General features: G+C 38.0%; 19 protein-coding genes. 15 read left to right on the forward strand and 4 right to left on the reverse strand.

Annotated elements, in window-relative coordinates:
• Window positions 1-142: 142 nt before the first annotated feature.
• The 3 genes from KQI94_RS04255 to KQI94_RS04265 all read left to right on the forward strand — a co-directional run bounded on the left by KQI94_RS04255 (window position 143) and on the right by KQI94_RS04265 (window position 4,023).
• Window positions 143-829, forward strand: a complete 687-nt coding sequence (locus tag KQI94_RS04255; protein WP_002355232.1) for an HAD family phosphatase — start codon at window positions 143-145, stop codon at window positions 827-829.
• Between the two features lie 185 nt (window positions 830-1,014).
• Window positions 1,015-2,751, forward strand: a complete 1,737-nt coding sequence (gene ezrA, locus KQI94_RS04260; RefSeq protein ID WP_002367854.1) for a septation ring formation regulator EzrA — start codon at window positions 1,015-1,017, stop codon at window positions 2,749-2,751.
• A gap of 126 nt (window positions 2,752-2,877) precedes the next feature.
• Window positions 2,878-4,023, forward strand: a complete 1,146-nt coding sequence (locus tag KQI94_RS04265) for a cysteine desulfurase family protein (RefSeq protein WP_002358363.1) — start codon at window positions 2,878-2,880, stop codon at window positions 4,021-4,023.
• A gap of 52 nt (window positions 4,024-4,075) precedes the next feature.
• On the opposite strand, the gene KQI94_RS04270 is transcribed toward KQI94_RS04265, so the two are convergent.
• Window positions 4,076-4,768 carry a response regulator transcription factor gene (locus tag KQI94_RS04270; protein ID WP_002355236.1) on the reverse strand — a complete coding sequence of 231 codons (693 nt, stop codon included), beginning with the start codon at window positions 4,766-4,768 and terminating at the stop codon, window positions 4,076-4,078.
• Window positions 4,765-6,108, reverse strand: a complete 1,344-nt coding sequence (locus KQI94_RS04275; protein WP_002385380.1) for a HAMP domain-containing sensor histidine kinase — start codon at window positions 6,106-6,108, stop codon at window positions 4,765-4,767. The genes KQI94_RS04270 and KQI94_RS04275 overlap by 4 nt, the downstream gene beginning before the upstream one ends.
• 324 nt (window positions 6,109-6,432) lie before the next feature.
• On the opposite strand from KQI94_RS04275, the gene KQI94_RS04280 reads away from it, so the two are divergent.
• The 5 genes from KQI94_RS04280 to KQI94_RS04300 all read left to right on the forward strand — a co-directional run bounded on the left by KQI94_RS04280 (window position 6,433) and on the right by KQI94_RS04300 (window position 12,061).
• Window positions 6,433-7,410: a DUF4822 domain-containing protein gene (locus KQI94_RS04280; protein ID WP_002367855.1), complete on the forward strand. Its 978-nt coding sequence runs from the start codon at window positions 6,433-6,435 to the stop codon at window positions 7,408-7,410.
• A gap of 184 nt (window positions 7,411-7,594) precedes the next feature.
• Window positions 7,595-8,560, forward strand: coding sequence for a DUF4822 domain-containing protein (locus tag KQI94_RS04285; protein WP_002367856.1), 966 nt, complete (start codon window positions 7,595-7,597; stop codon window positions 8,558-8,560).
• Window positions 8,561-8,778: 218 nt separating this feature from the next.
• Entirely contained in the window at window positions 8,779-9,822 is a 1,044-nt protein-coding gene (locus KQI94_RS04290; RefSeq protein ID WP_002389837.1) for a DUF4822 domain-containing protein, read from the forward strand.
• A 172-nt stretch (window positions 9,823-9,994) separates the two neighbouring features.
• Window positions 9,995-10,798, forward strand: coding sequence for an ankyrin repeat domain-containing protein (locus KQI94_RS04295; protein WP_002389836.1), 804 nt, complete (start codon window positions 9,995-9,997; stop codon window positions 10,796-10,798).
• Between the two features lie 51 nt (window positions 10,799-10,849).
• A complete protein-coding gene (locus tag KQI94_RS04300; protein WP_002389835.1) occupies window positions 10,850-12,061 on the forward strand; it encodes an amidohydrolase family protein in 1,212 nt (403 codons plus the stop codon).
• A gap of 40 nt (window positions 12,062-12,101) precedes the next feature.
• On the opposite strand, the gene KQI94_RS04305 is transcribed toward KQI94_RS04300, so the two are convergent.
• Complete coding sequence (locus tag KQI94_RS04305) at window positions 12,102-12,914, reverse strand: alpha/beta hydrolase (protein ID WP_002389834.1); 813 nt, start codon at window positions 12,912-12,914, stop codon at window positions 12,102-12,104.
• Complete coding sequence (locus KQI94_RS04310) at window positions 12,889-14,481, reverse strand: PucR family transcriptional regulator (protein WP_002355248.1); 1,593 nt, start codon at window positions 14,479-14,481, stop codon at window positions 12,889-12,891. Before KQI94_RS04310 ends, KQI94_RS04305 begins: the two co-directional genes overlap by 26 nt.
• 122 nt (window positions 14,482-14,603) lie before the next feature.
• Between KQI94_RS04310 and fdrA the strand changes: the two genes are divergently transcribed.
• The 7 genes from fdrA (at window position 14,604) to KQI94_RS04345 (ending at window position 24,576) form a co-directional block, all read left to right on the forward strand.
• Window positions 14,604-17,615 carry a DUF1116 domain-containing protein gene (gene fdrA / locus KQI94_RS04315; RefSeq protein WP_216454321.1) on the forward strand — a complete coding sequence of 1,004 codons (3,012 nt, stop codon included), beginning with the start codon at window positions 14,604-14,606 and terminating at the stop codon, window positions 17,613-17,615.
• Window positions 17,608-18,441, forward strand: a complete 834-nt coding sequence (locus KQI94_RS04320) for a DUF2877 domain-containing protein (protein ID WP_002355250.1) — start codon at window positions 17,608-17,610, stop codon at window positions 18,439-18,441. The genes fdrA and KQI94_RS04320 overlap by 8 nt, the downstream gene beginning before the upstream one ends.
• 9 nt (window positions 18,442-18,450) lie before the next feature.
• Window positions 18,451-19,704 (forward strand): MFS transporter, encoded by a 1,254-nt coding sequence (locus tag KQI94_RS04325; RefSeq protein WP_216454322.1) that lies wholly within the window; start codon window positions 18,451-18,453, stop codon window positions 19,702-19,704.
• Between the two features lie 134 nt (window positions 19,705-19,838).
• Window positions 19,839-20,777 carry a carbamate kinase gene (gene arcC / locus KQI94_RS04330; protein WP_002355252.1) on the forward strand — a complete coding sequence of 313 codons (939 nt, stop codon included), beginning with the start codon at window positions 19,839-19,841 and terminating at the stop codon, window positions 20,775-20,777.
• Window positions 20,778-20,783: 6 nt separating this feature from the next.
• Window positions 20,784-22,004 carry a dicarboxylate/amino acid:cation symporter gene (locus tag KQI94_RS04335; protein ID WP_002367863.1) on the forward strand — a complete coding sequence of 407 codons (1,221 nt, stop codon included), beginning with the start codon at window positions 20,784-20,786 and terminating at the stop codon, window positions 22,002-22,004.
• 89 nt (window positions 22,005-22,093) lie between these two features.
• On the forward strand, window positions 22,094-23,155 hold the full coding sequence (gene allD / locus KQI94_RS04340; protein WP_024041698.1) for an ureidoglycolate dehydrogenase: 1,062 nt from the start codon (window positions 22,094-22,096) through the stop codon (window positions 23,153-23,155).
• 65 nt (window positions 23,156-23,220) lie between these two features.
• The gene (locus tag KQI94_RS04345) at window positions 23,221-24,576 is read left to right on the forward strand and encodes a hypothetical protein (RefSeq protein WP_010707871.1); all 1,356 of its coding nucleotides are present in this window, start codon (window positions 23,221-23,223) and stop codon (window positions 24,574-24,576) included.
• The last annotated feature ends 24 nt before the right edge of the window (window positions 24,577-24,600 follow it).

Raw genomic sequence — 24,600 nt, forward strand, 5'->3', positions numbered from 1 at the left:
TAAAAGGATACCGAAAAACATTTAGAAAAGCAACCACTTATTTTCAGAAAGTTAGGAAATCATGAAAATATTTGTTCTTCATTTTTCCTTAAAATTTTGTTAAACTGTAAAGATATGAGTCGTAACGAAGGAGTTAAATAGTATGACAGAATCCAAAACTGCCATTATTTTTGATATGGACGGTGTCCTAGTAGATAGCGAAGCTTATTATTATGAGCGACGTAAAGCATTTTTAGCGGAATTTGATTTGACCATTGAGGGCCTAACCTTGCCGGAATTAGTCGGTGCGGATATGCGTTCATTATGGCAAAAGATTGAACAAGTCAACAAAAAAGAGCTAGATATTGCTTTTTTAAATGAACAATACATAGCCTATAAAAAAGCGCATCCGATAGATTATTTAGCTGTGCTTGATGAAAACGCGAAACGTGTTTTACAATTTTTAAAAAGACAAGGTTATAAAATCGGATTAGCTTCTTCTTCCACAAAAGACGCAATTGAAGAGGTTTTGACAGTGGGGCAATTAAGTAGTTATTTTGATGCGGTCGTGAGTGGGGAAGATTTCGAAGAAAGTAAACCGGCGCCGGATATTTATCTGCACACGTTACAAGAATTAGCTGTTGCGCCACAGGAATGTATAGCCATTGAAGATTCAGAAAAAGGCATTGCCTCTGCCAAAGAAGCTGGGCTAGAAGTTTGGGCTATGCGCGATGAACACTTTGGGATGGATCAAAGTCAAGCGGATGCCTTCTTAACACAACTAAGTGATATTTGTAAAAAAATTAGTGAAAATCGGATCGATGAAAGCAGTGAATCAACCCCTTCGTAAGAAGATCGCGGGTTTTCTTAAAAAAGTTTGTTATAACTAGTGAATGAATATACAGTTTGTGCTATAATTTTCTATAGGTATTTCTGCAAGAATGCCCTTTTTCAAGGGTCAGGAACAATAGATAACCGTGTGAAGAGAACAAACAACCTTTCTTTTATTATAGAAAAATTATCGGAGGAGCCAAAATGAAGAATAATTGGATTATCATTTTAGTACTAGTAATCGTTATTATTGCTGCGGTGCTATACTTAATTGGTTATTTTATGCGCAAAAAAAATCAAGAACAATTAGATGAATTAGAAGTTCGTAAAGAAGCCCTGTTTGACTTACCAGTCTTTGAAGAAATCGATGACATTAAAAAAATGCATCTAGTTGGACAGAGTCAAAATAGTTTCCGTGAATGGAATCAACGTTGGGTAGAACTATCGACGCGTTCTTTCGCCGAACTAGAGAGTCAAATTTATGAAGTCGAAAATCAAAATGAAATTTTCCGTTTCATGAAAGCGAAGAAAGCAGTCGTGGAAGCGAATGAAACGATGACCGAAATGGAAGCCGAAGTGGAAGTCATTCGTAATGGCTTGAAAGAATTACGTGAAAGTGAAGAGCGCAATTCATTAGAAGTTCAAAAAGCTTTGGATGTCTATGAAGAATTAAGTAAATCACTAAAAGATGATAAAGCTAGCTTTGGTCCAGCATACTCCGAAATCCAAAAACAATTAAGAAACGTCGAAATTGAATTCACACAATTTGTCACACTAAATACATCGGGGGACCCAATCGAGGCTCGAGAAGTCCTAGAAGATGCGGAACGTCATACGTATGAATTGGAAGACTTAATGAAACGGATTCCACCAATGTATGAAGAATTAAATGAAACTTTCCCAGATCAATTAAAAGAAATCGAAGAAGGCTACAACCAATTATTAGTTGACGATTACGTGTTCCCTGAACAAAACTTTGCTGAAGAAATTCAACATGCGAAAAAACGTGTCGAGAATTCAATGGCTGATTTAGAGAAAACAGAGATTGCTGCAGTAGAGGTCGCAAATCGCGACACAGCAACGGCGATTGATGCATTATATGAAGTGATGGAACGTGAAATTGAAGCGAAGAAATATGTCGTAACCAATCAAAAAATTATTGACGATTATATTTCTCATTCCTTAAAAAATAACCGTCAATTAATGATTGAATTGGACCATGTATCACAAAGCTACACCTTAAACAACAACGAGCTAGGACGTAGTCGTGGCTTCCAAACGGAAATTGAAGAAATTATTCGCCGTCAAAAAGATTTGGAACCTCGAATGAAAGAACATACCGTTCCTTACTCTGAAATTCAAGCGTTCTATAAAGAATGCTATAAGATTTTAGATGATATTGAAAATCAACAATTAGAAATTGATGCTTCATTGAAAGAACTAAGAAAAGGCGAAAAAGTCGCCCAAGAAAAAGTTGACGAATACGAATTCCGTTTACGGAGTATCAAACGGTATGTTGAAAAGCAACGCTTACCAGGTTTGTCTGCTGATTACTTAGAATTTTTCTATGTGGCAACGGATCGAATTGAAGATTTAAGCCGAGCCTTAAATAAAATGCGCATTAACATGGATGAAATCAATCGTTTGTGTGACTTATGCGAAGATGATTTAGAGTTATTAGATAAGAAAACAAAAGATTTAGTCAATGCAGCAGCTCTGACAGAACAAATGATGCAATATGCAAACCGCTATCGTCATACTCACGAGAACATCCGAGCGGCTTTAGATAAAAGCATGTATTTATTCTCGACAGAATTCCGTTATCAAGATGCATTAGATGAAATTGGAACGGCATTGGAAGCTGTTGAGCCAGGGGCGTTCAAACGAATCGAAGATTTTTATTTTAAAAATATCAATAACCCTAATTTAACAGCAATTTAATTAAACAATCACTAAACAGAGGTTTGTCGACAGACAAGCCTCTGTTTTTTATGGCGTGGTGGTGACTTGAAGTGATACTTTAGAAAGTATATAATGGGAAAGAATTTTAAAAAAGAAGGGTGACAAATGATTTATTTTGATAATAGTGCAACTACACCGATTTACCCCCAGGCTTTAGATACATATGTAAAAACCAGTCAGCGGATTATTGGCAATCCGTCTAGCCTACATGACTTAGGCAGCCAAGCGAATCGGCTCTTACAACAAGCACGGAAGCAGATTGCGGAGCTAATCAATGTTTCAGCAAATGAAATCTATTTTACAAGTGGCGGAACTGAAGGAGATAACTGGGTTTTAAAAGGAACGGCAATCGAAAAACGAGAATTTGGTAATCATATTATTATTTCTGCAGTGGAACATCCAGCAGTTACAGAAACAGCGGAACAATTAGTCGAACTAGGTTTTGAACTTTCTTATGCGCCAGTGGATAAAGAAGGTCGTGTAAAAGTCGAGGAACTACAGAAATTAATTAGAAAAGAAACGATTTTGGTTTCTGTTATGGCAGTCAACAATGAAGTGGGAACGATTCAACCAATTAAAGAAATCAGCGAGGTTTTAGCGGAGTTTCCTAAAATTCATTTTCATGTAGACGCGGTTCAAGCAATTGGGAAAGTTAATTACTCAGAGTGGTTAACGGATCGGGTGGATTTTGCAACGTTTTCTGCACATAAATTTCATGGACCACGAGGCATTGGTTTTATGTATTGGAAACAAGGAAAGCGTTTAGCGCCGCTTTTAACAGGAGGCGGGCAAGAAAACAACCAACGCAGTGGGACAGAAAACGTACCAGCAATTGTGGCAATGGCCAAAGCGTTACGCTTGCATTTAGAGAACGAACAACAACGGCCGCAACATGTGGCGACGTTACGGAGTTATTTATTAAAGGCGCTAGAAGAATTTCAAAATGTGACTGTTTTTTCACAAGATAATGAACATTTTGCGCCACACATTTTATGTTTTGCTTTGAAAGGGATTCGTGGCGAAGTGCTGGTCCATGCATTGGAAGAAAAACAGATTTATATTTCGACCACGAGTGCTTGTTCTAGCCGAAAAAAAATGGCTAGCAGCACCTTGTATGCCATGCATGTGCCTGGGGAATTGGCGACCTCCGCTGTGCGCATTAGTTTAGATGAAAGCAATACAATGGCAGAAATTGAACAGTTTATGATTGTTTTCAACCAACTTTATCAAAAATTTTCTCGTGTAAATTAATAAAAAAATAAGTCGGAGCCTAGAAATAGGCTCCGACTTATTTTTGCTCTCTTTATCGATTGAAGCGGTAGCCACTTCCCCAGAGTGTTTCAATTGGAGAATCAGAGAGATTGGCTTTTTTTAATTTTTCCCGAATCCGTTTAATGTGAACAACGACAGTCGAAACCTCAGTATCTAAGGCATCAAACCCCCAGACACTTTCAAAAAGTTCTTCTTTATTCCACACACGGTTAGGATGTTCCATCAAGAAAACCAATAATTTGTATTCTTTGCTTGTAAAAATAACTTCATTTTCTAAAACAAACACTTTATGGGCGGCAGTGTCGACAGCGATTTCATTGATTTTTAGTAATTGTGGTGGTTGTTCTGCTTTGCTTAACAATTGATAACGGTTCATATGGGCTTTTGCTCGAGCGACTAATTCATTGGGGCTAAACGGCTTGATTATATAATCATCAGCACCTAAGCCAAGCCCACGAATTTTATCAATATCTTCTTTTTTAGCCGAAACAATCATGATCGGCGTTTGCTTTTTTTTCCGAATTGCACGACAGATTTCAAAACCATCCATAGTTGGCAGCATCACATCTAAAATAATTAAATCAAAGGGCTCATTTAAAGCTGCTTCCAATCCTTTTTTTCCATCATGTTCGATTGTGACAGTCATATCATTAATTTCTAAATAATCTTTTTGCAAATCAGCAATGCTTGGATCATCTTCAATAATTAATACATGTGGTTTCATTTTTCATCCTCCAACAACGGCAACGTAATTATCACGTTGGTGCCGTCTCCTTTTTTACTTGTGACAGTGATTGTTCCCTGATGATAGTCAATAATTTGTTTGACAATACTTAATCCCAAGCCGCTTCCTTTAACTGTTGGGGTTCGAGATTTGTCTACACGATAGAAGCGTTCGAATAAATAAGGTAATTCTTTTTTATCGATACCAATACCGTTATCTGTAATGGTTAAAACTAAGTCTGTTTGATTATGCGTTAAAGAAATCGTAAAGGCTAGTTGTTCTTTAGTGGGATCCGCAAATTTAATGCTATTTTGAATTAGATTGGTAATCACGCGATTCATCTGCGTGGGGTCCATTTGAACGTATAAGGCTTCGGTGGGAAGGACAGAAGTAATCACGAGTTCTTGTTCCAAACGGTATTCTTCAAGAATATGTGCAATAAAACGAGTGAAATTGGTCTTTTCCATTGTAAAGACAGCACGATCTAGGTCTAATTTAGAATACAAAAATAATTCTTCAATTAAATCATTGAGGCCTAAACTTTTTTCATGAATGACCGTTAAATAGCGCTGTTTTTTTTCTTCAGTATTGGCAACGCCATCCATCAAACCTTCAACGTAACCAATGATAGAAGTAATTGGTGTTTTTAAGTCATGAGAAATATTTGCAATTAATTCTTTCCGATTAGCTTCATATTTTTCGCGTTCCGCATTGGCTTCTTCTAAATCTTGCCACATTTGTTCAAAACTAAGTTGGAGCTGTTTGACTTCTGTTGAGACGGTTTGGTGGCTAGTTGGTGTAAATGGATTTTCTTTTTGGGCATCCTTACCCAATGTTTTAGTCGCTTTTTCTAATGCTTCTAATGGCTCGATAGTGGTTTTGGTTAAGCGCTTATTAATGAGCCAAGCTGCCGCAATTGCTACAAGGATAATTAACAAAATCATCCAGATAATCCAGCGTGTGAAGAATTCAAAAAGGCTGCTTTCGCGTTTCAAGACAATAAAGCTCCCGTTAGAACCATCTAAATAATGAAAATCGGATTTGACATAATGATATAGACGCCCTGCATTATCCAGTGTGCCAGTTGGCATAATATTATTCATTTCGTAGTTTGGAATATGTACAGACAAAGATTTTTCTACTAAATTATCCGAATAATAAGGAAACCGTGCATTCTTTCGAATAATCACACTTAATCCTTTTGCTTCAATTGTTTGAATCGTTTCCTTTAATTCTTTACTCAAAGGTGTATCTAGTAATTTCGGTGACTTTTTTAACAATTGATCTAAGGCCAAATAACTTTCTTCTTCGTTAGCGGTCAATGGTCGTTGCTTATTCATCATTCGGTAAGCTTGGGGCAAACTGGGGACAGTTCCTAATGTGATGTAAGAAGCTAAGGATAAAACAGCTAAAACAGAGGCTAAAGTAATAATGATGGCACTAATATAAGAAATAAAAAAGCGGCGTTTAATGGTCAAAAGCGTCCCTCCTAGTGGTTTTAATCTATTTCTTACTTATAGTGTATTACAAGTGAACAAAAAAAAGCTAGTATTGTTATTAACTTTTTTTCATTTGTTTATAATTTGTTCATTTTTCGGCAAGTAGGAGTTTATAAGGCTTTGCTATTCTAGGTATATCAAAAAGAAAAAAGGGGATTACCAACTATGAAAAAGAAAAAAGTTTTTAGTACGATTACCTTATTAACCTTTAGTACGTTGTTGATTGCAGGCTGTGCTGGCGGAGCCAACTCTGCAACAGATAAATCAAGTGCAGCTAGCTCAAGCACTGCAGTCTCTAGTTCAGCAGAACCAGCTAAAGAGCAATCAAAAGGACAAGAATTAACAGAAATTTTATCCAGTACTGATTGGCAAGGCACAAAAGTTTACGACAAAAATAATAATGATTTAACAGCAGAAAATGCTAATTTTATTGGTTTAGCAAAATATGATGGTGAAACAGGTTTTTATGAATTTTTCGACAAAGAAACAGGTGAAACCCGTGGCGATGAAGGCACATTCTTTGTGACAGACGATGGCGAAAAGCGTATCTTAATTTCGGATACACAAAACTATCAAGCGGTGGTCGATTTAACGGAAGTGACGAAAGATAAATTTACCTATAAGCGAATGGGTAAAGATAAAGACGGGAAAGATGTAGAAGTCTTTGTAGAACATATCCCTTATTCTGACGAGAAATTAACCTTTACGAATGGCCGTAAAGATTTAGAAACAGAAACTGGCAAGATTGTTACCAGTGAACCTGGGGATGACATTTTAGGGGCTACATTATGGAATGGCACGAAAGTTTTAGATGAAGACGGTAACGATGTTACTGAAGCAAATAAAATGTTTATTAGTTTAGCGAAATTTGATAATAAAACAAGTAAATATGAATTCTTTGATTTAGAAACGGGTAAAACCCGTGGAGATTTTGGTTACTTCCAAGTAATTGATAATAACAAAATCCGGGCCCACGTTTCAATTGGTGACAATAAATATGGAGCTGCGTTAGAATTAACAGAATTAAATGATAAACGTTTTACGTATACACGAATGGGTAAAGACAACAATGGCAAAGAAATTAAAGTCTTTGTAGAACATGAACCATATGAAGGAGACTTTACGCCAGACTTCACGTTCTAATTAGTCAATCACGAGTGGATGAAGCGGTCAAAAGGAAGTAAAGGATTCTTTTGACCGCTTCATTTTTAACAAAAAAATAGTTTATAGTTGTTTTTAATCGTTTATAAATTGTTCATTTTTCTGACAGTGGTAGTTTAGAATCGTTTGTTAAGATAGGTTTATCAAAGAAAAGGAGCGATGCTTTATGAAAAAGAAAGTATTAAGTTCGATTACTTTAGTAACATTAAGTACGTTACTTATAGCAGGTTATGCAAGTCCAGCATTTGCAGGTCATGCAGCCAATCCAAATAGTGCTACAGCAAATTTAGGCAAACATCAAAACAATGGCCAAACAAAAGGCGACAAGGCGACTAAGATTTTATCTGGTACGGACTGGCAAGGAACCCGTGTTTATGATGCTGCTGGTAATGATTTAACGGCAGAAAATGCTAATTTTATTGGGTTAGCAAAATATGATGGTGAAACCGGTTTTTACGAGTTTTTTGACAAAAACACTGGGGAAACCCGTGGTGACGAAGGAACATTTTTTGTGACGGGTGATGGCACAAAACGAATTTTAATTTCGCGGACACAAAATTATCAAGCCGTAGTGGATTTAACCGAAGTGAGTAAAGACAAATTTACTTACAAGCGTTTAGGGAAAGATAAACTGGGGAATGATGTTGAAGTTTACGTGGAACACATCCCTTATCACGGGAAAAAATTAGCTTTTACAAATGGACGTGAAGCATTAACCAATCAAACTGGCAAAATTGTGACAAATAAATCAGGGGATAAAATTTTAGGAACAACCTTGTGGAATGGCACAAAAGTCGTAGATAAAAACGGTAATGATGTGACAGCGGCCAATCAAAATTTCATTAGTTTAGCGAAATTTGATCCAAACACAAGTAAATATGAATTTTTCAATTTACAAACAGGTGAAACCCGCGGCGACTTTGGGTACTTCCAAGTGGTGGACAATAACAAGATTCGGGCCCATGTATCTATTGGTACGAATCGTTACGGCGCGGCGCTAGAATTAACGGAACTAAACAATGATCGATTTACGTATACTCGAATGGGTAAAGATAATGCTGGTAATGATATTCAAGTGTTCGTGGAACATGAACCTTACCAAGGCACATATCATCCAGCCTTTACTTTCTAAAAGTCTCTTGTCTTCTCTCTTATTTAACAAAAGAACGTCCCCCAACGTTCTTTTGTTTTCTCTTCTTCTATAAATAAATTGTTATTAGTTATAATTAAATATTATTATTAAGATAATTATAATTATTATTATTTAATAATTTGTTCATATTATGGACAGGTGGAGTTAATAACTACTTGCTATCCTTAAATTATCAAAAGGAAAGGGAGTAGTCGTTTATGAAGAAAAAAATCGTTGGTACAATTACGTTGTTGGCTTTAAGTGCGTTATTAGTTGGTGGAGCAGGAGGGGCTTTGACGGCAGAAGCATACGTTCCTCAAAGCGTAGACAATCCCAATAATTTAGGGGATTTACCTGAGTATTTACGTTCAGTTGGTATTCGGCAAGATGAAATGTTATCGGAAAAAGATTGGGCAGGTCAACGTGTCTATGATAAAAATGGGACCGACTTAACCGCTGAAAATCAGGATTTATTACATGCAATTAAGTTTGATGCAACCACTAGTTTCTATGAATTTTTTGATAAAGAGACTGGAGAATCAACAGGAGATGAAGGAACCTTCTTTATGACTGCTGGTATTACAGATGTTTCTCGTCTGGTACTTATCTCGGAAACGAAAAATTATCAAGGCGTTTATCGTCTGAAAACCTTGTACCAAGATACCTTTACGTATAGCCAAACAGGGAAAGACAAAGCAGGAAATGATATTGAAGTTTTCGTAGAAAACAAAGCAACCTCAGGACCAGTTTATGGTCGTCCGCAGCCATACCCAAATAATCGTCCCAGAACACTAGAATTCACGAATGGACGCCGTGCCATGACAGAACAAACAGGCCAGATTGATGTAAATCGACAAGGGGATGAAATTATTGGTAAAACTTCCTTTGATGGGACACCGCAACTTCTTTGGAATGGCACAAAAGTAGTGGATAAAGATGGCAATGACGTAACTTCGGCCAACCAAAACTTTATCAGCTTAGCGAAATTTGACCAAGATAGCAGCAAATATGAATTTTTCAATTTACAAACTGGTGAAACTCGTGGCGACTATGGCTACTTTAAAGTAGGAAATCAAAATAAATTCCGTGCCCATGTTTCGATTGGAACCAATCGCTATGGTGCTGTCTTAGAATTAACAGAATTGAATGATAATCGTTTTACGTACACACGAATGGGTAAAGATAACGAAGGAAACGATATCCAAGTCTATGTGGAACATGAACCATACCAAGGAACTTTTAATCCTGAATTTACCTTTTAAGAACAAAACATACGAATGGAAACCAAAAAAGTTTCGACTTCTTTTGGTTTCTCTCTTTTTAAAATAGAAAAACAGAGAAAGCGTTCTAATCGACAAATAAAAAAAGATTCGTTAGATTAGAATCACTGGAGAAAAATCTCATATTTCTCTCGAGGAAAGGAAGTTGAGCACAATGAACAAAAAAATTTTAATGGGGCTATTAAGTGTCGTGACCATTCCATTACTTGCTGCGTGTCAAGGAGGAGAAACACCCTCCGCAGCGTCAAAAAATAGTCAAACGGTGACTACTCAAAGTAGTGCAAAAACTGAAAGCACCAGTACAACCCGTTCGGTGGCTCAAACAACATCAAAAGAGGAAGTGAAAGAACCGATGAAGACCTATGAAGTGGGTGCGCTTTTAGAAGCAGCCAATCAACGAGATACGAAGAAGGTCAAGGAAATTTTACAAGATACTACTTATCAAGTGGATGAAGTCGACACAGAAGGCAACACACCGCTCAATATCGCTGTTCACAATAATGACATTGAGATTGCAAAAGCGTTGATTGATCGGGGTGCCGATATTAATCTGCAAAATAGCATTAGTGATAGTCCCTATCTTTATGCGGGAGCGCAAGGACGTACGGAAATTTTAGCGTATATGTTAAAACATGCGACCCCAGATTTAAATAAGCATAACCGTTACGGTGGCAATGCGTTAATTCCGGCAGCTGAAAAAGGACATATTGACAATGTGAAGCTCTCGTTAGAAGATGGACGAGAAGACATAGATTTCCAAAATGACTTTGGCTATACCGCATTGATTGAGGCAGTGGGGTTACGTGAAGGGAACCAACTTTACCAAGATATTGTAAAATTGTTAATGGAAAATGGTGCGGATCAATCCATTAAAGACAATTCTGGTCGAACAGCAATGGACTATGCCAATCAAAAAGGTTATACGGAAATTAGTAAAATTTTAGCACAGTACAACTAAGTATTGTGTCCTTTCGGGAAGGAATAAATACAGGTAGGAGTGAAGGAAAGCATGAATTATTGGTTAAAAAATGTTCGAATTGAAACAGGGTATCAAAAAGAAGGTGACTGGTTATCTGGGACAGTAACCAAAGAAGTGGCAATTGAAGTAACAGATGGAGTATTTACAAAAATCATCCCCAATGAAGAATTGGTAGAAGAACCTGGGTTGACAATTATTGATGGGCACCATCAATTAATTTTACCAGGTTTGATTGAAAAACATTGTCACTTTGATAAAAGTAAACTAGGCGTTCCGTGGTATCCAGTGACGCCAGCGAAGTCAATTGTGGAACGTGTCGAAGCAGAAATCCCTTATTTAGATAGTTTAGAACTTTCTTTAACAGAACGCGCCAACCATTTAATTGACTTAGAATTATCATATGGCGCGACAGCCTTCAGAACACATGTCGACGTGGAACCGATGACAGACTTACGTTATTTTGATGAAGTCCAAGCATTGGCCCAAACGAAACCATTTGCGGTAGAAATTGTCGTCTTTCCACAGCACGGCTTACTGCGTTCAGATTCCGTTGAATTAGTTGATCAAGCATTGGCAAAAGGCGCCGATTTTATTGGTGGCGTGGATCCTTATTCACTAGATGGTGATTACAAAAAATCATTGGCTGAAACATTCCGCTTAGCAGATAAACATGGTGTCGGTGTGGATATTCATTTACATGACCGTCACGAAGCTGGGACAACAACGATTAAAGAAATTATCCGTTTAACGAAAGAATATGGCCTACAAGACAAAGTATTTATCAGCCATGCCTTCGGGTTAAATGATTTCATTGGTGAAGAACGTGCCGAAGTTTATGATGCTTTAGCAGCAGAAAAAATTCATATTAATTCCAGCGTGCCAATCACACCTAACACGATTCCGCCAATTATGGAATTGTTACGTCATGGAGTCAATGTTCATCTTGGTTGTGACAATATCTACGATTGCTGGTCTCCCTATGGTGATGGTTCATTACAAGAAAAATTGGCTCGTTTAGGTGAACTTTTTAATGTGAAAGATCAAGATGCTTTAACACAATTATTAGGCTTAGTGACAGATGGTGTCACAACTTTAGACGAACAAGGGCAAGCAAATTGGCCGCAAGTTGGTGCTGAAGCAACTTACTTACTCACTGAAGCAGAATGTGCGGCGGCTTTTGTCGCTCGTCAGACACCGGTGGAAATCAGTGTGGTAAAAGGAACCACACTTTATCAAAAATAACAAAAAGAAGCGAGATTTCTCGCTTCTTTTTTTGTTATGCTTATCGTTCCTTCAGCCAGCTATCCAATTGCTCAAATAAAGTGATGACCGAAGGATCTTTGGTTTGTTTTAAAAAATCATGTTCTAAATAGTAAACCGCTTTAAAGGTACTCTCAGGAATGGTCCGTCCGATTTTTTTGCTATAGCGGAACGGCACTTCTTCGTCTGAGCTGCTAGCTGTACTGAAACAAGGTGGAAAAGTTTTTAATGTTTCGTCTGACAGTGCGTAAGCAGACCAGTCCCCATTTTCTGGTAATCCGTAAAAGTGCGGCAATAGCGCTTGCTGAATACTGTAATGATACAGCAGATAGCGAGAAAGAAAAGGATCATCCCAAACAGGCTTCGTTTGGTCGATAGCAGCTATTTCTTTAGCGGAAATGGCTTGCTTTAATAATTTCCGTGGCTCTTTAATAAATTCTAAATCTGTATAGCCGTAAAAATTGACTAAAAATTGTGGCGTCAAATTTAATGTTTGTAATTGTTTGGTTAACTGTAACATTAAATAACCACCAGCGGAACGCCCGCACAAACCAAAGGGCTGGTTTTGAATAATCTCTTCGTTTAGCAATTGGAAGGTTTCTGTTAGCGTCCCTAAGATGTGATCGATTTTTGTATTTGGAGCCAACAAATAGTCCAGCGCTAAAACGGTATAGCCATTGCTTGTAAACAGCTCCTTCAGTTCTTCTGGTAAATCACTTTTGGTTCCATAAATCATCCCGCCACCGTGTAAATAGACGACATAGTTCGTTGATTCAGTCGTAGTGGGATAGATAGTAACTGTTGCGCCATTAGCGAGTGTTTGATTGTTTTTCAAGTGCACGTCTCCTCATCTTTATAATGTATGTGGCAATTTCATAATTTAACAATTGCAAGGGATTGGCTAAGTCAATATCAAGAAGTTGTTCCACTTTGTTTAAACGATAACGAATCGTTTTTGAATGAAGGAACATCGCTTCAGAGGTCTGTTTATAATTGCGATTATTTTGGAAAAAACTGTACAAAGTTTCAAATAAATCGTAGTTATTTTCGGCTAATTGATAAAGTGCGCGAGGAATTAATTCGTCTAAATTTTCCAATTGGTCTTCGCGGATAAAATTTTTAAATACCCCAATATCGGCTAAGGTGACAATTGGTCCGTTATAAAAAGTTTCATTAAAGCGCAGAATGTCCAGACATTCAATCAGTAGCTCTTTAATCCCTTCTCGTGATTTTAAACTGCTGACGGCGACGGTAAGCGTGTCGTTTTCTTCTAAAAGTTCAGCTAATAAACGACTTAATTGCAGCTTTGTAATTTTTCCATCACTTTCATTGAAGTTAAAAAGGACAGCCGAATAATTTAGCTGATCAAAGAAGATGGATTTCACACGCAGGGTACGAAGTAAGGCAATAATTCGTTCTTTCATGAGTTGTGTATTGGTGTCTTTGGTAGAAAAAGCAATCGCTTGGTAAGAATCTAGCTCTTGCATTTGCACTTCACGAAGCAAACTGTTTAGCTCGTCAGGATTTTGCGGTGTATTTTGTAAAATAGCATCCGCTAAGTTGTTCAAACGAGTATACCGTTCTTTTTTTAACAAATTTTCGGTATTGAATTTTTCTTGTAAGACATCAATCGCATTTTCGATAATCACTAAATCCGTTTCTTTAACCTTTTCATCTTGTAAATAAACCAGAAGTAAACAATTAGTGGAATAACTATTGAAAATAGAAACTTCTAGTGCCAACTGTTTTTTGGGGTTGGCATGAGAGTAAAGTGTTAAAAGAGAGTAATCGTTTTTAGTGAATTCACTGTTTTTTAGTTTTTCTCTTGAGAGCACAATCGCATCATGGGGTAAGTCACCATCGCTAATTTCCAGATGTTTATCCAACATTTTTAAAGCGAAGGGTAATTTAATGATGTCATAAAATTCTTGCATAATCGTCTCAACCGTTGGGTAGTGGCGCTCTAATTTGGTGAAACGTTGGCGCACATCGTAATACGTACGTAAGACATGCGACTGATAATTCAACAAAGGCTCGTAAATCGTAAACAGAATTTTTTCATAGCTAATGTCTTGTGTGATTTTAATTAAAGGAATTTCATAATTGAAACATAATTCGATAAACCACTCTGGAATCATTTTAATGAATCGATCTGTTTTCAAAATTAAGCCGCTGATGCCAATTCGGCGCATCTTTACGAAAAAATTTTCCAACTCTTTTTCGGGTAGATCATGCAATGCGTAGAAAGAAGTCAAAATTAACTGATTCTTTCTACTCCAGTTCTCAATGTCAATCGCTTCTAAGACCATTGCCGAGTCAACTTCATTGTCTAAACCAATCTCTTTCGTCAAAATTTTACCTTTTTTTAAGTCACCTATCGATAATAACTCTCTTAATTTCATCATTTTCTCCTTTTTTCCTCTTATGGATAAAAATTATACCATTTTTTTAGAATTATGTCCGATGAAAACACTTTCTCGTTTCGATACAATAGCATTGTAAGGAATAGATAGGAGGATGAACAATGTTACACACAGTAATTTTGAAAAACAATTACCAAGACTCCATCAACTTAATGTTATTGACCAATAAAATCAATGCATTAGATGGTGTAACCATGAGTCAAATCATGATGGGAACAGATGCCAACAAAGACATCCTTAACAACACAAACTTGTTAACGGATGAGGCCAATAGTGCATCTGCAAACGACATGATGATTGTGGTTGACAGTGAAAAAGAAAACATCATGGAAGAAGTTATGCCAGCGATTGATGAATTCTTAGATGATTTATCAGCAAAGGGAACTAGTGAAGAAGCACAAGCAGCGACTTCTTGGTCAGAAGCGTTTGATCTTTTACCAGAGGCGAATGTAGCGCTATTCAGTATTCCTGGTGAATATGGTGCGCCAGAAATGGAACGTGCCTTAAAAAATGATTTACACGTGTTCTCTTTCACGGATAATGTGTCAATTGAAGATGAAGTACGTTTGAAAAAATTAGCGCATGAAAAAGGCTTACTAATGATGGGCCCTGACTGTGGAACTGGTAGTATCTCAAGTATTCCAATCGCCTTTACAAATGTTGTTTCTCCAGGAAACATTGGCGTTGTTGGTGCTTCAGGAACAGGGATTCAAGAAGTTACAACGATTATTGACCGCTTAGGTGGCGGAGTTGTTCACGCCATTGGTACTGGTGGTCGTGACCTAAGCGACAAAGTAGGCGCTATCACAGTGAAAGATGCTATTGTGGCCTTAGAAAATCACGAACCAACCGATGTGATTACAGTTATTTCTAAACCACCTGCAAAAGAAGTTCGTGATGAAGTGGTTGAATTATTACAAAGTATTTCAAAACCAGTAGTTGCGATTTTCTTAGGAGAAAAACCAACAAGTCACGAAGGCAAAGTTTATCTAGCTCATACATTAGAAGAAACAGCTAAAATTGCTGTTGATTTAGCAAATGATGTGGCCGTGAAGAAAAATTACTTTGAAGCATTAGCAAAACCAGCTGTACCAACATTACCAGAAGATAAAGTTGTAAAAGGCTTATATTCAGGTGGTACATTAGCTTCTGAAGCAGGTATGTTAATTTCTGAAGCTTTAGATCTTGGCGGTTTAGTGAAAGCAGAAGGTTATGTCTTGAAATCTCACGGTTATGAAGTCATTGACTTAGGTGATGATATGTATACACAAGGTCGTCCGCACCCAATGATTGACCCAGATGTTCGTATCGAAAAAATTCGTGAATACGCACAAGATGAAAAAACTGGGATTATCTTATTCGATGTGGTGTTAGGCTACGGTGCTCATGAAGACATGGTTGGTGCATTATTACCAGCAATTGAAGAAGCGCGTGCCACAGCCAAAGAAGCCGGACGTGATCTTTACTTTGTTGCAACTGTTTGTGGGACGACGAAAGATCCGCAAAATTACCAATCATCGGTTGATCGTTTGAAAGAAGGCGGCGTTTTAGTTGCAGAAAGCAATGCTAAAGCTGTTCAATTAGCTCTATTGCTAAAAGGAATCGAAATTTCAGAAGACGATAAAGAAGTGGTTGCTTACAACGGACCAACTGTCGATGTACCAAAACCAGGCGAAAAAGTAATGGAACTATTAACAACCAAACCAAGAATTATTAACGTTGGGTTGCAAAGCTTTACAGAATCAATCGTTGATTACGGTGGCGAAACTGTTCAATTTAACTGGCGTCCACGTGCTAACGGCAATAAAAAAATGATTAAAATTTTGGATGCTTTGGAAGATTACAGTGAACAAATCGAAGCTGAAAATCACAAAGTAACAGACAAAATTAAAAATGCACAACCATTCTTAGTAGATGTGGTACCTGCGAAATCAGTGATTCCAGAATTAAATGATGATGCACAAAAAACATTACTTCATGCTGGACCACCAATCCAATGGTCTGAAATGACTGGACCAATGAAAGGTGCTTGTATCGGAGCTGCATTATTCGAACGTTGGGCAGACAATGAAGAAGATGCTTTGAAGATTTTTGAAGCTGGCGAAGTACGTTTCATTCCTTGTCACCATGTAAAAGCAGTTGGACCAATGGGCGGTATTACTTCTGGTAATATGCCAGTCTTTGTTGTAGAAAATCGCTTAGAAGGTAACGAAGCATACTGTATCTTGAATGAAGGTATCGGTAAAGTATTGCGTTTTGGTGCTTATTCACAAGAAGTGGTTGATCGTTTAGATTGGATTAAAGATGTTTTAGGACCAACGATTGCGAAAGCCTTGAAACTTTCTGAAGAAGGCTTGAACTTAAACGTATTGATTGCGCGCTCTATTACAATGGGCGACGAGTTCCACCAAAGAAATATTGCCGCATCTTTGAACTTCTTAAAAGAATTGTCTCCATTAATTATCAAAACAGATATTCCAGAAGATCAAAAATACGAAGTAATCAAATTCTTAGCTGACACAGATCAATTTTTCTTAAATGTCATGATGGCAACTGGAAAAGCAATTGTTGATGGTGCCCGTAAAGATACCAACGGAACGATTGTCACAACGATGACTCGTAACGGCGTGAACTTTGGGGTCCGGATTGCAGAAACAGGCGATCAATGGCATACCGCACCAGTAAATACACCAAAAGGTCTTTACTTCACTGGTTTCAGCGAAGAAGACGGAAATCCTGATGTCGGGGATAGTGCAATTACTGAAACAGTAGGCGTTGGAGCAATGGCTATGGTAGCTGCACCTGGCGTAACACGGTTTGTTGGTGCAGGTGGCTTTGAAGATGCGTTAGCAACCTCAAATGAAATGGCAAAAATCTGTGAAGGACACAACCCAACATTCTCAATTCCAACTTGGGATTTCCAAGGAACTTGTTTAGGAATTGATATCCGTAAAGTGGTGGAATTAGGAATTACACCAATCATCAATACAGGGATTGCACACAAAAATGCCGGTGTTGGTCAAATTGGTGCAGGGACAGTTAGAGCACCTCTAGGCTGTTTTGAAAAAGCCCTAGAAGCGTATGCTGAGAAACTAGGCATTACGGTTGAATAACCAACTAGTCATTAGTGACTACATTTTTCCTATCCACCAATATGGCAAGATGGGAACCATTCACAGTGTTTTTGAACGTTCATTTAATCTGAAAGTCCAGGATCAATTAATCAATGTTGCAAACTTCCATAATTATTTATCAAGCTTTGGTATGTTTTTGCCAGATCAATTGTTTCAAGAAATCTTTCCGTATGTACAACAAGGTAATAAAGTCAAAATCACAGAAAATCAGTTGACCTTTTACAGTACAGTCGGCGTGAAAACGATCCAACTCACACCTGCCGAGGTCGTTTCTTTAAACATTACTCATTTCAAGTTAGAAAAAGACCAATTACGCTTGTTGCGAGACCGCTTATTAGCGAGAAACTTAGAACGTAGAATTGGCCTGCCTTTAGACGAACGAGCAAAGCATATTTTCAAAAAAATGAGCCAAAAACAAAAAGTTTGGACACTATCGGAATGGCAAGAAGTAACGAATTATCTGATTGGTCGGGGCAAAGGGTTAACCCCGAGTGGTGATGACATTTTAGTAGCGTATCAAACAATTCTGTTCATACTTGCTGATGAAAGAGCTGCGGCGTTAGCCGCTACTCTTTCGGCAGCAAATTTATCCACAACAGATGTTAGTAAAGGCTATATTGCAAGCTCGGCTAAAGGATATGTAAATTCATTGTTGTATCAGTTACTCTTGGATTTGGAGAACCATCGGGATAATAGAGTTGACGAAAATATTGACAGAATTATACAAATCGGACATTCCTCTGGTAAAGATATGTCATTTGGAATGTTACTAGCTTTACAATCTGTAGAGTTAGATGAGAAGTGAGGAGAAGACATGGAGAATAGTAAAAAAAATCAAGCAGTGCAAGTGAGCAATAGTTACTGGATTAAAGTCGTAGCCATTTTCTTCGTAGGCTGGATTTTAATGTACGCAACACGAACTATTTTTAATCCAGTGATGGGGGTCATTGGAGAACAATTTGGTCTAAGTAACACACAACTTGGTTTAGCCAATAGTATCTTCTTTATAACCTATGCTGTTGCACAGATTCCTTTTGGGATGATTGGCGATAAAATTGGGCGGAAATTAGTCATTGCTGTTGGGTTTATCGTTCTTGCTATTTCTACTTATTTTAGTGGATTAGCGACAACCTTTGTTATGTTTTTAGTCATTCGTGCAATTGCTGGTATTGGTCAAGGAGCTTACTATGGCCCGCAATATGCGCTATCGACAGAAGCGATTCCAGCAAGTAAACGGACCATCGGTAATGCCATCATCAATAGTGGGATGGCCTTCGGTACATCAGGTGGGTACTTACTTTCAAGTAAGTTGGTTTTAGAAAATGGTGAACATTGGAGCAAACCATTCTTTATCATGGCGATTCCAACGTTTATCGTAGGAATTCTTTTCTATACAATTTTGAAAGAAAAAGTGATTCGTCCTGGTGAAGAAGCTGCACGAGCAGCTGCTGAAGAAGGACCGCAAGAAAAGATCTCATTAAAAGAAATTTTCTCAAATCGTAATTTATTAGCCGCATTTATTTTATGTTTCACAAGTATTTATGCAAACTTTGTCATTATTACTTGGTTGCCACAATTTTTAATTGCTGAACGTGGCTTTACAGGAGCGAGCGTTGGTTTCATTTCATCACTTGTACCATGGGCCTCTATTCCAGGCGCCTTAATCTTCGCTCGTTTGAATGATAAAACAGGTGCGACGAAAAAATTAGTCTTTACATTAGTACCTTTAGCAATCCTATCTGTCTTTGCGATTGCTTTTGTAACAAATCGGACATTGTTAATTTCTGTTTTAATTCTTTATGGGTTAACAGGGAAATTAGCGTTAGATCCAATTATGGTGACTTTTGTTACCAAACATGCACCAAAAGCGGCCTTAGGAACAACGTTAAGTGCCTATAATTTTATCGGGATGTCAGGGTCAATCCTAGCACCGTATGTCACAGGATATTTAGCAGATACAGCAGGCTCAATGCAAGTTGGCTTCTATCTTTCTTGTGTACTATTAGTTATTGGTTTACTAGCTTTTGCTTTCTTAGCTAAAGATGAGAGTAAACCGAAATTAGGTTAATTATCCCTTCGATAATGACTGAAACAATCAAAATGAGCAAGACAAAATCTTTCATTTCGTAAACAAATTATTTCTTATCCGTCGATACTGAAAAGATTTTGTCTTTGCTTTACTAAAAAGGAGCGAATCAATCAATGAGTTTAAACGTAATTGCCCTAGGTGGGAATGCTATTTTAGATACGGATCCAACAGATGAAGGCCAAAAAGCCGTCGTTAATCACGCGGCCAAATATATTGCAGAATTTGTTGCTAAAGGGGAACAAGTCATTGTCTGTCACGGAAACGGACCACAAGTAGGGAATTTGCTTTTACAACAAAAAGCAGGCGAAAGTGAAAAAAATCCAGCGTTGAAATTGGATACTTGTGTTGCGATGACACAAGGAAGCATCGGTTACTGGTTACAAAATGCTTTAACTAATGAGTTTGAAAAACGTAACATTGCTAAACCAGTTATCTCTGTAGTTACGCAAGTGCGTGTGGACAAAGAAGATCCTTCGTTTAAAAAACCATCCAAACCAATTGGTCCATTCTATACAAAAGAAGAAGCTGACGCGGAAGCAGCCAAAGATGGCTCTACGTATGTGGAAGATGCTGGCCGTGGCTACCGAAAAGTTGTTCCATCACCAATGCCTAAAGAAATTGTTGAAAAAGAGGCGGTTCGTGCTTTAGTAGAGGCGGACGTTTTAACTATCTGTTCTGGTGGCGGGGGCATTCCGGTCGTAGCAGAAGACGGACAATACGTAGGCGTGGAAGCGGTTAACGACAAAGATTTCTCTGCACGTGTTTTAGCTGAAAACGTTGATGCAGACCGTTTGATTATTTTGACAGGCGTTGATAACATCTACATTAATTACAATCAACCAGATCAAAAAGCATTAGAACAAATCAGTGTAGCCGAAGCAGAAGAATACATTAAAGAAGGTCACTTTGCTGCTGGTAGTATGCTACCAAAAATCGAAGCTGCCTTAGACTTCGTAAAAGGTGATGACAAACGGAAAGCAATCATTACTTCTATCGAAAACTTAGAAAACATCGATAAAGAAGCAGGAACTGTGATCAGTCAAAAGGGGTAGTTTACCATGAAAAAACCGTCCATGATCACCCAAATTGCAATTGCTGTTGTCGTAGGAATCCTCGTAGGACTCTTGATTCCTGCTAGCGGCAATTACTTGAAAATAGTTGGAGATGTCTTTTTGCGACTGATGCAAATGGCTATTCCTATCTTGATCTTAGGGCAAATTGTCCAAGCAGTTGGCAGTATTAATCCAAAAGAATTAACGAGCCTTGGGGGTAGAACAATCGCTGTTTTCGGGATTTCCTCCTTAGCTGCCGCTTTATGGGGCGTCCTAATGGCAGTCATTTTTAATCCAGGATACGGTGTTAAAATGACTGGCTTCCAAGATGCTTCTATTAAAGCGCAAGAAATCTCAATCACTGATACGATTTTAAATTTCGTTCCGAAAAATATTTTTGATTCACTGACTCAAGGATCGATTATTCAAATTATTGTCTTTGCATTATTTTTTGGTTTAGCACTGAATAAATACTTACAAAGCCATCCAGAGACACAACTCTTCCAAATAATTGTGGACTTTAATGAAGTTATCATTACAGTCATTCGATACGTCATGTATCTAGCACCTCTGGGGATTTTTGCTTTAATTGCTTCAACAATTAGTCACTTAGGCCTTCAAATTATTTTACCGTTAGTGAAGTATCTATTGGTCTATGGATTAGGAACTATTTTATTTTTGGGCATCTGGATTTTGGTTATCACATTGTACTGTAAAGTAAGTCCACTACGTTTAATTACAAACATGAAAAATATGTCTGTGATGGCCTTGGCGACAACTTCTTCAGCAATTACTTTACCAGTAGCTTTGGAAGAAACAGAAACGAAATTAGGTTTAAGTAAGCGAATTACTAACTTAGTGTTGCCGTTAGGCATGTCGTTAAACAGTAACGGTTCAGCGATGCATATGGCTTTTACTGTAATGACTATCGCTCAGATGTATCAGCTAGAGTTTGATATTACGAAAATGATTTACTTAGCAATTACAGCAACGTTTGTCTCACTAGCAAACGCAGTTGTTCCCGGTGCGGGCTTAGTCTCACTGGCAGTGATTGTTCCGCAAATGGGTTTACCCATTGAGAGTATTGCAATTTTTGCAGGCGTCGAATGGTTTGTTGGCATGTTACGAACAATTTTAAATGTCAATTCAGATGTTTACTCTGCTATCCTAGTTGCAAAATCAGTGGATGAAATTGACGATACTGTCTTTAACAGTAGCAATAAGTAGTGAAAAAAGGGGAGGAAATGCAAGGACGAAGAAGAAAATCACTTGTTTTCTTTCCCTTTTTTAAGATTAATGATAAAGGAGCAAGCGCAATGGAAGAAATGGTTGTCGTTACACCGGAGAAATTAGAAAAGCTGATGAAACAAAAATTAGAAGCTGCTGGTTTACATTCTGAACATGCCGAAGAAGTTGCTCGACATTTAACTTTTGCAGATGCTAGCGGTATTCATTCACATGGTGCGGTTCGTATGGATTATTATGCGGAACGGATTGCAAAAGGCGGGATCACGATTGACCCCGAATTATCATTTGAAAAAACTGGACCGTCCACTGCCATTTTTCATGGCGATAATGGCGTGGGTCAATTTGTTTGTAACGAAGCATTAGCTGCTGCAGTTGAACTAGCCAAAGAATCAGGGTTAGCATATGTTGGCGTTTCTCAAACGAGTCATAGCGGGACGTTATCGTATTATGTTAAAAAAGCAGCGGAACAAGGCATGGTTGCTCTTTCGATGTGTCAATCTGATCCAATGGTGGTACCGTTTGGTGGTACAAGCAATTATTTTGGGACAAATCCAATCGCTTTTGCAGCACCTAGAGCAGGTCATGAACCAGTCGTGTTTGATATGGCTACGACAGTACAGGCTTGGGGGAAAATTTTAGATGCACGTTCAAGAGATGTTGAAATTCCCGACACATGGGCAGTAGACGAAAAAGGCCAGCCAACGACTGATCCTTATGAAGTACGAGGTTTATTGCCGATTTCAGGACCAAAAGGATATGGACTAATGATGATGGTCGATGTCTTAGCTGGTTCGTTGTTAGGCTTACCTTTTGGCAAACATGTCAGCTCCATGTATGCGGATTTAACGGAGAAACGGAATCTGGGTCAGATGTTTTTAGTCATTGATCCAAGCCGCTTTACAGATTCTGAACGATTTAAAGAAAATATTAATCAAATGGTGGAAGAACTTCATAGTGTGCCTACAGCAGAAGGGTTTCAACAAGTTTACTATCCAGGAGAAATTGGTCAGCTAAACTATCAAAAAGCCATGTCAGAAGGCATTGAAATTCCACAAAGTATTTATGATTATTTAGTTAGTGAGATTGTACATTACGATAAATATGGCGGGCAAGGTGCCTTTGCCAAATAATGAGGAGCGCAGAGAGTATTCGCTACTGCGTTGCTCTCGCCTTCTTTCTATTGGAGGAAAGTAAAATGAAAAAATCGTCAAAAGTAGCACTTATTTTTGCATTCTTAGTTAGTATTTTTGTGCCAGTTGCGGCCTTTGCTGATGAGATTGGGGATGTAGTTGCCCCGACAGGAATCATGGCATTAGTTGTGATTATTCCATTGATTGTTGTTTTGGTTCTATTGTTTATGAAAGTCGATATGATTATCGCTGGTTTAATTGGTGGCGTCTTAGCGATGCTGATTGGTGGCATTGGACTAGAAGAAGCGAATAAACAGATGTTGGAAGCTATCCCGATGATGTTAGGAATTACCGTTCCCATCATTAATTCAGCTGTTGCGATGGCGGTCTTTAAAGCAGGTAGTTATTCAGCTGCATTAACTTTAGCCAAACGAGGCACAAAAGGAAAAGTCGAGTATGTTTCAGCTTTTATTGTTATCTTATTAGCCGCAGCCACATATATGTCAGGAATTGGTGGCGGAAGTGCGATGGTTATTGCGCCATTGGCCTTTGCTGCAGTTGGCGTTGTTCCTGAATTAATTGCAGCAATGTCTTTAGCTGCTGCGGTATCATTTACAACATCACCCGCTTCATTAGAATCAAGTATTGTTTCAAAATTAGGCGATATCAGTGTCGGTTCATATGTTTCAACCATGCGACCTTACTGGTTATTTTTCGTAGCATTAGCGATTGTGTTAGCCTTTTGGGGAACGAAACATAGAAATGTTGGCTTTAAAGAGTCGGCAGATGATGAATTTGATAAAAAGAGCAATGGTGAATTATTTAAAATTACCTTGCCAGCCATTTTCTTATTGTTTGCTGTAATTTTTGGACCAATTGTGAATGATTTAATTGGTTTTGCCTTCTTTACGCCACTTGTATACATGATTTTAACATTAGTTTTAATTTTCTTATGTACAGATTTCTCAATGAACAAATCTGTCGAAGCGATGGTAGATGGGTCTACATATATTTTGACTCGTTTATTCCAAGTAGGGATTTTCTTAGCCTTTATTAATGTTATTGCGGAAACAGGAACGTTTGCTGTCATCGCAGGTGTTGCTGAAAATGCACCAGCCTTTATTGTCGTGCCAGTTGCCATTTTAACAGGGATTTTAATTGGGATTCCAGCTGGGGCCTACGTAGGTTCTGTTTTAACTTTAGTGCTACCAGTTGCTGTATCGTTGAACTTCCCGCCGTTAGCATTAGGTTTTGTAGCAATGGGTGTTGGTTTAGGTAGTCAAATGAGTTTCGTTAATATTACTATGCAAGCTTTATCTTCAGGCTTCCAAATTCCAATTTTGGATGTTGTTAAAGGAAACGTGAAATGGTTAAGTATTGCCTCTGTACTATTATTAGTTATCGGTTTAATCTTTGGATAAAAAACAATTTAGGGAGTGGAAAAC

This window comes from Enterococcus sp. S183_ASV_20, from assembly GCF_018919685.1.
Classification (GTDB): Bacteria; Bacillota; Bacilli; order Lactobacillales; family Enterococcaceae; genus Enterococcus; species Enterococcus faecalis.